The sequence below is a fragment of the Belliella calami genome (assembly GCF_022549695.1).
Classification (GTDB): Bacteria; Bacteroidota; Bacteroidia; order Cytophagales; family Cyclobacteriaceae; genus Belliella; species Belliella calami.
On record NZ_JAKZGS010000007.1, the window covers coordinates 176,062 to 189,317 of the forward strand.

The window sequence follows — 13,256 nt, forward strand, 5'->3', positions numbered from 1 at the left end:
TTTATAATTAAAACAATATTCCGCATATGCCAAAATTTTTGTCAAAGCGGAATATTGTTTCATAAGTTAATACCCTGCATTTTGTTTGTAAACACCTCTTGTAAAGTCAATTTCTCTTTGAGGTATTGGATAATATTCATCTCTGCCAGCTGTAAACCTAGCATTGGAAAGAAAATCCCTTCTTTCTTTTTCAACATCAAGGTAAGCGTTTAGCACTTGGGCTGCCTCTCCCCATCTGACAAGGTCAAAGAACCTATGCCCTTCCATGGCAAACTCCAACCTCCTTTCAAATTTAAGAGCCTTCCAAGCGAAATCTTTATTTGGGAAGGATTCATATGTTGAGATGTTGTAAAAATCACTGGCTCCCGCAGCCAAGGGTCGTTGGGTGCTTTGCGCAGCCCTAGACCTTATTTGATTGATAATCGGTAAGGCTTCATTCCATCTATCCAATTGAATCAACGCTTCAGCTTTGAACAACAACACATCAGCAAACCTGATGAAGTCTATGTTTTTGGAAGTTCCTATAAATGGGCCTTCCTTCACATAACAGCTACAATCTGGTGCTTGCTGTTCTTTCATATTTCCAAAATAGCCATACACACCTGGATCTCTTGCCCATGAAAAATTGTAGATCATATCTCCTGGATTGGTGACATTATTTCGATATTTGAAAGGTCTTCCAGGAATACCAACTGTATGATCAAGGCGCGGATCGATAGTCTGACCAGGTGCCAAAGGCGTTATCCCACCCGTCGTGACAACATTGAAAATACTTTGGCTATTGAACCCATCAAGTTCAGGCAATCCCTGTGAATTTGTTTTGAAAGCATTGACCATGTTTTGGCTAGCAAGGTGAAATCCACAACAACCATAAAGGTCAGTTCCATGAGGTGAGTTCAGCCCTGTTACATAGCTCACTCTGCTGACTACAGTTCCATCATTTATGGAAAACTGGACTGCCCATATTGATTCTGGACCATTGTCAAAACCATCCAGATAATTATTGCCATAATCTGATTCCAAAGCACCCTGTACTTCATCTGCATAAGCGATAACTTCCTCTAGCCTACTTCTATTGATATTGGTCACTTGATGTTGCTCGTTTTGTTCATAAGCTTGGTATAGCCTAAGCTTTGCCAAGTATGCGGCAGCGGCATTTCTATTGGCTCTACCCACTTCATCTTGAACCTGAGGCAGGTTTTCGTAAGCAAACAGAAAATCCTGCGCAATAAGCTCCCACAATTCATCATTAGGAACATCATTGGTTACTTGTGCTATTTCATCCTGCGTCAACTCTTCGGTAATGATTGGGATTTTTTTGAAAATCAATTTTAGCATAAAATGTGAATGTGCTCTAAGAAATCTCAATTCCGCTTGCCTGATTGTCTTAGCTTCATATTCTTGCTCTGGTATTTCATTGATCACCCTCAAAGCAAAATTTGCTCTAGATATTGCTTTGTAATAGTTTGTCCATGTCCTTGGCGCCATCTGATCTCCCATATCAGGAATAGTCAGATTGTATTGCTCATAGCGATCGATTACATCCACATCACTTCTACCTCCTCCTCCTTTATAAGCATCATCAGACCGAACACTTCCATAAACCCACATGCTAGTCAGGGGCCCAATCATTTCATCATTCCCAATACCTGCATATGCTGCAATCACCAATGATTCTGCATTACTAGGAGAGCTTACATTCTGGCTTGAGAGCACACCTTTAGGATCGTATTCGAGAAAATCCGAACAAGCTATTAGGAGGAAGAACAAACTCGAAAAGACTAGATAATTTAATATATTTTTCATGATAATTTCAGTTAAAAGTTGATGTTTAGACCCATTGAATAAACCGCTGGCACAGGAATTCTATTTACATCCGTTCTTTCTGGATCCGATCCAATGTAATTTTTTGGCGTAAACCAAAAGAGATTCTCCCCTTGGAGATACATCCTCACTCCACCCAATCCAGTGACTCTTCCTACCAAAGATTCTGGTAGAGAATATCCAAACTGTAAGTTTCTAAGCTTGAAATACGAATTGTTTCTATAGAGATAATCTGAGGTAAGTGTCTCATTGAAAGCCAATGATAATGCAGGAATATCCGAAGTTGGATTTTGCGGGGTCCAAGCATTCAAGACACCTAAGCCTGCATTTTCTCTTCCTTGGACAAAATTGTTCCAGAAAATATATGGATCCAAACCTATTCTTCCTGTAACACCAGAACCGAACATTGCAAAATCGAAGTTTTTGTAACTCAAATTAATTCCTAACCCCAATTCCAAGGAAGGCAATGTGTTGCCAATAAAATCCCGATCATCTGCATCGATTACACCATCTCCATTCAGATCTACAAATTTGATCCCTCCAGGCCTTGCTCCTACTTGGGTAGGGCTGTTTGCTACGTCTTCTGCGCTTTGGAATAGACCATCTGTTTTATACCCAAAGATCGAAAACTGGGATTGTCCTATAATTGAATTCTGCGCTGTACCTGGAAAAGCAGCCCTCACTTCTTCCGGCAAATCAGTGATTTTGTCCTTAAATGCCCCAAAGTTTGTATTGACAGTTAAATTGATCCCATTTGCAAACTGCTTGTTGTAGCTCAAAATCAACTCCCATCCTTGTGAGAATGTGGATGCTCCATTCAACACTCTCTGTTGACCTTCTCCTATTACAGAAGCTATGGGAGGAGTGGTCAGGATATCACTTGTATTTCTTCTGTAGTAGTCAAATGAACCAACTATCGCATAGTCAAACAAACTAAAGTCCAAACCTAAGTTCAACTCCTTTGTAGTCTCCCATTTTAGATCGGGATTTTCAGCTTGAATTGATACAAAACCTGACGGTAAGGTCCCAGTACCATTACCCGAGATGTCGTATGCTGTTCCTACATTGTAATAAAATTCAAAAAACCCAGGGATAAATTGAGACTGATTGGCACCATATCTTGCTTCATAGAGCCCAAAACGAGCCAAATCTCCAATCTCTTGGTTGCCAACTACTCCATAGCCTGCCCGGAATTTCAAATCAGAAATTTGCTTCACTTGCTTTATAAAATCTTCCTCACTCAATCTCCATCCCAATGTGGCAGCTGGAAAAATCCCATATCTGTTATTTCTTCCAAACCTCGAAGATCCATCTCGCCTGATGGTAAATGAAGCCAAGTACTTATCTGATAGAGCGTAGTCCACTTTGCCAAACTGTGACAATAACCTACTTCCAGTCATCCTGCCGGTATTGGTCCTTGCACCAGTAGCTGCATCCAACACGAAATAATCATCAGTCTCTATCGCAAATCCATCTGCAATTGCTACTATAGATGAAAAATCATCTTTGATAGATTCTACACCAGCCAAAAAACTAAACCGATGATTGCCTGTAGTTAAGCTATAATTTAAAGTATTGGAAAATACCAAACTTGAAAATTCATTGGTATCATGGATTAGCCTATTGTTTGTCCTTGTGATAAAACCATTCCTGACAGTTGGCTCAATATCTCTTCTGAAAAAATTATTATAATCCAATCCCACACTGGTCTTGAATGTAAGGTTTTCAATAATACTCCATTCTGCAAACACGTTTCCATAGAAGTTATTGTTTCTGATATTATCCCACCTGTTCAGATATTGCATCAAAAGCGGGTTGTTCCTGTCCGAATAACCAGCACCTATAGGCCCTGCAAACTCACCGTTAGCATCTCTTACAGGTATCGTTGGAGCCAAGGTAATCGCCAAGCCAGGCACAGGTGAGTTACCGACATCTCTTGCGGCAGGTGTCTCATTGGAATTTGTAAACTGGGTATTGATGCCAAATCTCAACTTTTCATCAAACAAATAAGTGTTTGCGTTGATTCTAGCACTATATCTTTCAAAACCAGTATGTTTCAAGACACCAGTGTTTTTCAAATGTCCCAAGTTAATCATCAAAGAGGACTTCTCGTTGTTGGTGGAAACAGACACTTCATTATTAAATACATAACCAGCTTGATATACGGCGTCCTGCCAATCGGTATCACCTGCAGGCACATCGGGATTCCCACCGACAAAAGGCCTGGTTGTGACACTATTTAGGACTGGGTTACTAAAATCACCATTCCAATCAAAATTATAAATCTCTCCATACCCAGAGTTTGGATCAGCACCATCATTTACCATAGCTCTCCACAAGACTTCGCCTCTTTGGGTGGCATTCAGCATTTTGTATCGCTGTTGTTTTTCATTCTGTATAGAAAAATTTGAATTGATAGTCACACTTAAACTCTCTCCGCCTTTTGCTCTGCTCTTGGTAGTCACTACAATGACCCCATTTGCTGCCCTAGATCCGTAAATCGACGCCGCTGATGCGTCTTTCAACACTTGTATGGATTCTATAGCTTCGGGGTTGAGACTAGCAAACACACCCGGCCGCTTAGTAGGAACACCATCAATTACATAAAGAGGATCGTTGTTTCCCAAAGTAGAAACTCCCCTAATCAAAACCCTAGAACTTGCTCCAGAGGGGTCGCCTGATTTCTCAACAAACAAGCCAGGAACCCTACCCTGCAAAGCTTGCATCGGATTACCTGAACTCATACTTTGACCTTGTACGGGTCCTAGATCTACAGATACTATTGAACCAGTCACATCCGCTTTTCTTTGGCTAGAATATCCGACTACCATAACAGCGTCAAGCTCTGCAATATCTTCTTCAAGCGATACATTGATGATAGAGCGATTCCCTACTGTTTCATTGATGGTAGTGTATCCGACAAAGGAAAAAACCAAAACATCGGAAGGTTCGGCCTCAAGACTGTAGCTTCCATCAATATCCGTAATCACTCCCTTAGAAGTTCCTTTGACAGACACTGTAACTCCGGGAATACCGTCACCTAAAGTTTTGTCGGTGACTGTTCCTGACACTTTAGCTTGCTGCGCCATCAAAGGTGCAGCCAACAGAAAGGTCATTAAAATCAGTAATAGTTGTTTTTTCATAAACTATGGGTTTATTGGTTGTTGTTTTGATTAGGTATCTGCCGGAATCACTCCGGCAGATGGTTTATTAATAGGTTGAGAATAATTTGAATTAATACTATGATATCTACCAAACAGGTAAGAAATTTTAATTTGTAATTTGATAAAGCACTTTTGGACATGGAGCCTTACACTTGAGCAAAAAATATTTCTTGGGCTTACAACAGATTTAAGATTTTTGGATAAAAATTGTATATCTAAATGATTGTGAAATGGTCTTTTTATCTCCTTCAAGAAACAGATCGATGCTTTTAGATTAAGGGTAATTTTTAAAAAATAGTGGGTAATCTCTGGGAAATAACTTTTCATACCTCTACCGAGTCCCAAGAAAGGGTTACAAAAAAAAACATCTGAAAAATAAACACTCCGTAAACAGAATATTAATCTACAGTATGAATTCAAAACAATACAATATAATGTAAAATATCTCATTGGGTCTAATGTTGACACCAATGTAGCAAGCATACAGAATTCTAGTTTTCGAAGATGTTCCTAATTATTTCAATTTTGTATCAATTGAATAAGAATAACAGAAAACCATCAAATAGACCGATTTCAAACGATTTCAAAAACAAAAAATGATAATCCTGACTTTCAATTTTGATCGACAATTTCAAATTCATTCTACTTTTCGTCATAACTTATCCCTAAACTCACTTGGAGTGATCCCATAGGTATTTTTAAAAACAGTCGAAAAATAAGCAGCAGTCTTAAAACCTGTTTGAAATGCAATTTCTGCAATACTGAATTGTCTATTGCCCAAAAGGTATTTTGATTTTTTCAATCTTATTTTATTGATATAATCATTTACAGAATACCCCAATGCTGATTTTACTTTCCTATAAAGCTGACCTCTTGACAGCCCCATATCTTTGCAGATATCATTGACCCCAAAATCTGGGTTGGACAAATGCTTTTCAATTACTGCATTGAAAGTATTAACAAATTTTTTATCTGATTTTTCTGCCTTATGTTCATTTGTCACCTGTTCATTTGCTGGTAGTGCATGTAAAAAATGTTGTTCGATCTTTAATCTATTGACCATAACAGTATTGATTTTTTCCATCAAAACAGCCATACTAAAAGGCTTCGTAATATAATCTTCCACACCTGACTTGATTCCAAGAAGCAAATCTTCTTGAGAACTTTTGGCAGAAATCACAATGATGGGGATAGATGCTGTTCTCGGATCATTCTTCAGCTTGGAAATCAGATCAAGACCATTCTCATTTCGTATCATCAAATCACAAGTGATAAGATCTGGAACCAAATCAGAAGCTTTTGAAAAAGCAGTTTCAACATCTTGGGCTTCGACAACCTGATATTTGACAGAAAGACCCCTTCTGAGGTATTCACGAATATCTGTATCATCTTCAATAATGAGGATCATCTTTCCTACAACTGGAGTTTGCTCAATTTCTAATTTTGCCAACGCATCAGACATATAGTTATGATGATCCAGTACCAACTCTCTATAATCTGTTGACAGAAACTCTTCCTCGCCAAAATGAGCATTACCCATTTTCAGCCTTACCTCAAATACAGTACTTTCACCAAGCCTACTTCGGACATTAATCTGTCCATGTTGTGCTTCTATCAGTTCTTTCGCCAAAGCCAACCCCAAGCCAGTACCAACTTTTCTGAATCCTGAATTACCCTGATAAAACCTATCAAACACATGTAGGATTTCTTCCTGATCCATACCTTCTCCATTGTCTTCTACTTGGATGACCACTTCATACTTGAGAATATCTTGAAATACTCTAATGTAGATAAAACCTTTGGAGGGTGTGAATTTGAATGAATTCGAAAGCAAATTAAACAACACTTTGTCCATCATAACGGGATCAAACCAGAGTTTTATTCCGAGATCTTCGCAAAGTAGCTTAAACCTGATCTGATTATTATTTGCTGTTTTTTCGAATACAGACATGATCTCCTCTATAAAAGGTACCAAAGCCATTTCTGAAACTTTCGCACCCATGTGACCATGATCAATTTTTCTAAAATCCATCAGTTGATTAACAAGACGTAAGAGCCTGTAAGTATTCTTTCTTATCAGCAGTAGGTCATTTTTGAATTGAGGAAAATTCTTTGAATTCAACATATCTTCCACCGGCCCTTGGATTAAAGTGAGCGGCGTCCTGAATTCATGGGAGACATTTGTGAAAAACTCCAATTTTTGTTGTGTAGCCAACTCTGCTTTTTGGGCATAAGCTATGATCTGTTGCTGTTGGTCTAAGACCTCCTCATTCTTGGCAGCTAACTCACTATTAATAATTTGCTTGTCTTTCAGTGATTTGAAGACGTAAATCAAAGAGCCTATTGCAATGCAAAGTGTAATTCCAAACACGATCAGAAGACCTCTCTGACTTTGATATACTTTAATTTGTGAAGCAATCATCTCATTTTGTCTAGAGATGTTTGCTTGCTGATTGATAATCCTATCGGTCTGCTGCTTCATGATCCTGACATTGGAAACATCTACTGCGGCAGTCTGTAGAAGATTTTCTTTGTCAAAGGATTCATTTGATAAAATTCTCCATGCAATCTCTATGGCTTTATCCCCCCCTGTAGGGTAAAAAAATGTGGCATCCAAAATTCCGTCATTAACTGCTTGCAAACCAGCTCTTGGCCCTGGCAATGCATCAATACCAATAATTATTGCATGCTCAATTCCAAATTCTTGACACACTTCACCAGCCGATATAGCCATGACATCGTTGTGGCAAAAAATCAAATCAAATGAAGCATCAGGGTTGACAGACAAAAACTCCCTGAATTTTTGTTTTGCTACATCCCTCTCCCATTCACCCTCTAGCTGATACTTGAAGGCAAATGAAGTACCTTCCAAAGCCCTTTTGAGCCCTTGATGCCTATCTATTGCAGGAGAGCTACCTCTCAACCCCCAAATTTCCAAAATATCTATATGTTCGGGATAGGTGGTTTTGATGTATTGACCTACAGTTTGTCCTATTTCATAGTTATCTCCACCAATGTAAGCTGAGTATTGACTGGAAACAATCTTTCGATCAATCACAATCACAGGAGTCCCCGAGCGAAACACTTCTTCTACTATTCCTGTGATTGGCTCTGATTCATTCGGAGATACAATCAGTAAATCAACACCCATCTTTTGAAAATCCCTGATATCTTCTATCTGAGTTTCGCTTTCTCCTTTAGCATCTTTGATTACTAGCTCAAGATTTGGATAAAAAGAGAGTTCCCTATACATCTCTTCATGCATGGCCTGCCTCCAGGCATCATTGCTCACACATTGCGAAAAACCAATTATCAACTTTTTCTCTTCTACAGGCTGACATGCAGATGCAAGGATAGTAATGAAGGAAAAGACCTGAACAAATTTGAAAATGGTAGAGATTTTATCAATAATATTATACATAAGTTGAATCTATGGGACTTTGCCATTAACCAAATTAAATTCCTTGTACAATGGATCGGGATGCTGATTGTCAAGAGTTGAAGATGGTCAGAAACAGGGTCCATTTATTAATTGTTCGATTCTGTAATAGAACTGAGAAACGATAATACTTAAATTTAAAGATAGAAAAGATTTTTCCAAATCAAGAAAATGAGTTTTCAGCCAATTACAAAATTGATTACTTTAGCATGTAAAATATAGCTTAATCATGCCTTACCTTTCTAAAATCGCCTCACCTACACTGCTTATTGACGAAAAAATCTGTAGGGAAAATCTGAAGAGAATGTCAGAAAAGGCGAAGAAACACAGAATGAAACTGATCCCACATTTCAAAACTGGACAATCCAAAGAAATCGGGAAATGGGCAAGAGATTATGGTGTTCAGGAAATTACAGTTTCTTCGGTCAAAATGGCAAATTACTTTTCAGGTGACAGTTGGGATAATATCCATATTGCATTTCCTTTCAATCCTTTGGAGGCAAATGCGCTTGATCAATTGGCAAGCAACTCCAGAATTTCCGTGCAATTGGTAAATGCCGAGGTAACTGAAATTCTTTGCAATAGACTCAAAAATGAAGTTGGATTTTTTATAGAAATCGATGCAGGTTATGGACGAACAGGTGTGGAAGTGAGTGATTTTGGAAAAATAGAAGCAATTCTCAGAAAGGCAAAGGAAAGCAGCACATTGGTTTTCAAAGGTTTCTATATTCATGCTGGACATACTTATTATGAAAAAGATATTTCAAAAATATACGAAGAAACACGGTTGGCATTGAACATGCTCAAAAACAAATACAGGACCGAGTATCCGGATTTAGTAACCCGTCTAGGTGATACACCTGGATGCTCAACAATGGATGATTTTGGAGATATTGATGAAATGGGACCAGGCAATTTTGTTTTTTACGACTTGACGCAAGAGCGTATCGGAAGCTGTCAAAAAAAGGATATCGCTGTGGCATTGGCAGCACCGGTAGTGGATATCAAAAAGGACAAAAGAACAATTCTGGTTCATGCTGGAGGCGTGCACTTGGCCAAGGATGTTCTGATAGAGTCTGACGGAAGCAAGAATTTTGGTGAAATTGTATTTCTAACAGAGAATGGCTGGAACATTCCCGAATCTAGATCCTTTGTCAAAAGTATTTCTCAGGAACATGGCATCATCCAAGCTTCTGATGAATTGCTTGAAAAAACAAAGGTAGGAGACCTTTTGGGAATTCTACCTGTTCACAGCTGCATGACAGCAGATTGTATGAAGTCCTACCTCAGTCTTGATGGTCAGTGGATTGACCATGCTGAGGGAGTTAACTCTTAATTTATAAAGTAAACAACACCTAATTTAAAAACCATACTATTTCTTCCAAAAGCTTGAAACCTGACTTCTGGATTAATGCCTAATTCATCAGAAATCTTAAGCATTCCTCCTGCACCTAGATTCATTGAATTAAAATCAAACCTACCTTGAGGGTTGAATTCAAATACCCTTCTGTAGAAGCCATACCCAGCAGTCACATACCATTGCTTTTCCTTTTCTGTGAGATAATACCTTGCATTTATATCAAAACCTCTTGCATTCCCTGTCGCTGGAACAAAAAAAGTGAATGAGGGAACTACAGAAAAATAGTTTACTGGAAAATACTCTCCTGTGAAGTTCAAGCCAAAGAATGGCTTGTCGTATGCCATTTCATAAGCATGTATAACCCTATACTGATTTTTATACTGAGCTGAAGCTGATTCAATCGATATAAATAAAATTACAATTACTAAGAAACTTCTCATTATCTTTTTTAATTAAAATGCAAAATCTCGGGTAAGTGGCTTTCTTTTTCCTCTGAAATCAAAAGTATACATCACATTTAGCCTGATAATGTGTCGATTCCTATAGGTTCCTGGAGTGGCTGTTGGCCCATAAGTCCACATATGCCCACCAAAAAACATATAATTATTGTATGTATAACCAACTGCTGTATATATTCTATTTTCTTCAAAAATATTCCATACTTGCTTACCTGTCTCAAAGAAAAATTCATTGGAAGGAGCTATAAAGAGTGTCTTATTTTCCATTCTAGGCTTATTTAGAGGAACATAAGCTGTGATTTTGTAACGCCATCTATCAGTATAATTAAACTCCGCACCTAGGTCATTGTTTCTTTTGAACCTGTGTTCAAAACGGAATTGGTGAAGCACTTTAACAGGCCCAACAGACTGAGTCAATAACCACTGATGCCAAAACCTTGGTTCTAACACTGAATCCACATACTCAGGATTCCCTCTTTCAGGTGCAAAATTCCAAACTAATGTCGGTCCGAAAGTAACTTCAAAGTATTCAGTAAACATATATGTCATACCAAACCTATTGTATAATTGACTCATTCTTCCAACAAAATCACCACGATTATCAGCACTTGATCTTCTTCGATAATGATTCTCTTGGTACCACCACCATTTATCTGAGAATCTCAACTTGAGATACAAACCATTCCAGTTTTCTGTTGTCGCTGGAAGACCTATTTTTTCATCTGGAATTGTAAGATTTTGACTACTTGCTAAGTTTGATTTCAATAAAAATAGAAATACAATTAAACTCAGTTTAATAAATTTCATAAACATTTTGTTCTTCTTCACAGTTTTCATATTCCTAAATCAGATTCAATTTTTTCAATAGAAGATCTTCTGTTTAATCTTCTCTCAAGACTTCTGGTATCCTCATTTCTTAAGTCTGACATTCTTCTGATTAATGCTTCAATTTTCCTTGTCCAACTCTTTATCTCTACATAATTGGTCTCATTTTTAATGCTATTTACATAGTGTTCATATAGCCTCTCCCCACTTTCAAAAAGTCTCTCTTTGAAACGTCTATCATATCTCTCGTTAAAAAATGCGTTAAAAAATTCTTCCATGTAATACTCATCTAGGATTTCCCAATTCCTGGAAATATTGGAAAGAGGCTCAAACTGATTTCCTAACTCTTCCACTAAGTCTAACATCCTATTGGCTTCTTCTTTCTTGGTAGAATACCGTTCGGCTTGTGCATACCTTTCATTAATTCTTCCAAACTGGTCGTCTAGTATGTTCGTTTGAACATTTGAAATAATTGTTCTTGAAAACTCATCAAGTTCCCCCACATTGGAATACAAAGAATCTAAATTTTCTTTTAAGGATTGAATTTCTTCCTCCAACAAAATCAGATCTGAATCTTCTTTGATTCTATTCAGTTGACCATCAACATAATTTCTAGTTTGCAAAGTATATTCTCTCACTTGATTTAAATAATCATTGAGAGCCACAAAGAAATCTTCTCTGAAATCCATTACTTCATAATCCAATACCAATATTTTGTCTTCATCCTGGAAAGTGTAATGAATTTCATCTTCAGTAGTAATAAAGAAAATACCTTCATCTACAATCTGATCCAAATCATAATATTGAATGTCTTTTGATCTTATCTTTTCAATCAACTCCTTTGAATTGTTTAATTTATCAAATTGAAATTCAAAAAAAGCAAATGCTGAAGACAAGGAATCAGACCTTTGCCTGTTGAGTTTTAATGCGTTTCTCTCTTTATAGTCTTCATTGATTTTTTGGATTTGATCGAATTTACTGGGAAGCTCTTCTATAAGTTTTTGTTGAGCCCTACTAAGTTCAAATACAAACTTTTTGGTGTGAATTGGGTATTCCACCAACATATCATCTTGGTTTACAAAACTTTGGTCATACTTTAATATCTTAACCAAAAAATCAGATAAAAATTTATTTCCTGATTCTTGTGATTGATATTGATTTGAGTTTGATAAAAATCCATCATTAAACAATATTCCAAAACTTTGATCTGCTATTCTGAATTTTTCGTTTTGCCCTGCATTAACTTTCTTCAACCTTGCAATGGTCTCAAAGAATACAACTTCATCAATAACCTCATCGTCATTCAGATCCCTTTTCACCAAACCTAATAAAAACCCGTCTTCATAGTTTCTAACTTCGCTTATCAGCTTCCCTTCTTCTTGATAGACCATTGTCCATTCACCATGCATCACTCCATCGTCTTTAAGCTCCCCACGAATAAATTGCGTGAAGTTTCCACTGAATGATTTGAATTGAAACTTCCCTTTAATATCTCCATTATTGAATAAAAATTCCTCAGCCTGTGCTTTTTTCTTCAAACTTCCATCTGAAAACACATTCTCTTCAAAAACCCATTTTCCATTAGGAACTCCGTTAAGATAATTGGCTTTAAGTTTGATTTGACTACTTGTTAGATCTGAGACAACCCTAAAATCCACGACATCCTTAAGTTCAATCTCATGTTTTTCATCCAGATACTCCCACAATCCAGATTTTTGATCACTTTCATAAAATCCCTGTATAATTGTCTTTAAAAATCTAGTGTCATCATCGATATCTTTCTCGCTCCTCACAAAATTAAATTCACCGTGCTTCAACATCGCACCTTCTTGACCTTCTACCAATCGAAAAGTCGCTTTCCCGTTGATATTGTTGAATTTATATTCGCCATCAAACTCATTTTGGGCAATCAAATGATTCGGCAAAATCAAAAATAAAATGATTACTATATATACTAACTTTTGAAATCTTCTCATTTTTAGAATTTAACAAATTGATGTTTTTATTACTTTTTTTGACTATTTCAAAAAGCAAAACTCCAAAAATTACTCCAAAATGGCAAAAAATATGACTATTGTTTGACTTTTTTAAAATTGAAGATCCTTTAAATAAAACTTCAAACAAATGATTATTTCACACAATCAGTTTAATTACAAATATTTTTAACAAAATAAACATGACTGATC

Annotated in this window: 7 protein-coding genes; 1 reads left to right on the plus strand and 6 read right to left on the minus strand. The window is 37.1% G+C overall.

Annotation, left to right across the window (positions count from 1 at the left end; translation table 11 throughout):
• Positions 1-66: 66 nt before the first annotated feature.
• From MM236_RS10665 to MM236_RS10675, 3 genes are all read right to left on the minus strand, one after another.
• The gene (locus MM236_RS10665; RefSeq protein WP_241274968.1) at positions 67-1,806 is read right to left on the minus strand and encodes a RagB/SusD family nutrient uptake outer membrane protein; all 1,740 of its coding nucleotides are present in this window, start codon (positions 1,804-1,806) and stop codon (positions 67-69) included.
• Between the two features lie 11 nt (positions 1,807-1,817).
• The gene (locus tag MM236_RS10670) at positions 1,818-4,967 is read right to left on the minus strand and encodes a SusC/RagA family TonB-linked outer membrane protein (protein WP_241274969.1); all 3,150 of its coding nucleotides are present in this window, start codon (positions 4,965-4,967) and stop codon (positions 1,818-1,820) included.
• Between the two features lie 673 nt (positions 4,968-5,640).
• Positions 5,641-8,409 (minus strand): hybrid sensor histidine kinase/response regulator transcription factor, encoded by a 2,769-nt coding sequence (locus MM236_RS10675; RefSeq protein WP_241274970.1) that lies wholly within the window; start codon positions 8,407-8,409, stop codon positions 5,641-5,643.
• Positions 8,410-8,656: 247 nt separating this feature from the next.
• Here MM236_RS10675 and MM236_RS10680 point away from each other — a divergent pair, with 247 nt between their 5' ends.
• A complete protein-coding gene (locus tag MM236_RS10680) occupies positions 8,657-9,763 on the plus strand; it encodes an alanine racemase (protein WP_241274971.1) in 1,107 nt (368 codons plus the stop codon).
• Here MM236_RS10680 and MM236_RS10685 read toward each other — a convergent pair.
• Genes MM236_RS10685 through MM236_RS10695 form a run of 3 tightly spaced genes read right to left on the minus strand, consistent with a single transcriptional unit; the run spans position 9,760 to position 13,046 of the window.
• Positions 9,760-10,227 carry a hypothetical protein gene (locus MM236_RS10685; RefSeq protein ID WP_241274972.1) on the minus strand — a complete coding sequence of 156 codons (468 nt, stop codon included), beginning with the start codon at positions 10,225-10,227 and terminating at the stop codon, positions 9,760-9,762. The two genes, MM236_RS10680 and MM236_RS10685, sit on opposite strands and share 4 nt — an antisense overlap.
• A gap of 12 nt (positions 10,228-10,239) precedes the next feature.
• On the minus strand, positions 10,240-11,052 hold the full coding sequence (locus tag MM236_RS10690) for a DUF2490 domain-containing protein (RefSeq protein ID WP_241274973.1): 813 nt from the start codon (positions 11,050-11,052) through the stop codon (positions 10,240-10,242).
• Positions 11,053-11,078: 26 nt separating this feature from the next.
• Complete coding sequence (locus MM236_RS10695; protein WP_241274974.1) at positions 11,079-13,046, minus strand: toxin-antitoxin system YwqK family antitoxin; 1,968 nt, start codon at positions 13,044-13,046, stop codon at positions 11,079-11,081.
• Positions 13,047-13,256 lie beyond the last annotated feature (210 nt).

Excerpts from the sequence above, each read along its gene's own strand:
- MM236_RS10670 (WP_241274969.1), bottom strand. The coding sequence starts at position 4,967 with ATGAAAAAACAACTATTACTGATTTTAATGACCTTTCTGTTGGCTGCA.
- MM236_RS10685 (WP_241274972.1), bottom strand. The coding sequence starts at position 10,227 with ATGAGAAGTTTCTTAGTAATTGTAATTTTATTTATATCGATTGAATCA.
- MM236_RS10680 (WP_241274971.1), top strand. The coding sequence starts at position 8,657 with ATGCCTTACCTTTCTAAAATCGCCTCACCTACACTGCTTATTGACGAA.
- MM236_RS10665 (WP_241274968.1), bottom strand. The coding sequence starts at position 1,806 with ATGAAAAATATATTAAATTATCTAGTCTTTTCGAGTTTGTTCTTCCTC.
- MM236_RS10690 (WP_241274973.1), bottom strand. The coding sequence starts at position 11,052 with ATGAAATTTATTAAACTGAGTTTAATTGTATTTCTATTTTTATTGAAA.
- MM236_RS10675 (WP_241274970.1), bottom strand. The coding sequence starts at position 8,409 with ATGTATAATATTATTGATAAAATCTCTACCATTTTCAAATTTGTTCAG.
- MM236_RS10695 (WP_241274974.1), bottom strand. The coding sequence starts at position 13,046 with ATGAGAAGATTTCAAAAGTTAGTATATATAGTAATCATTTTATTTTTG.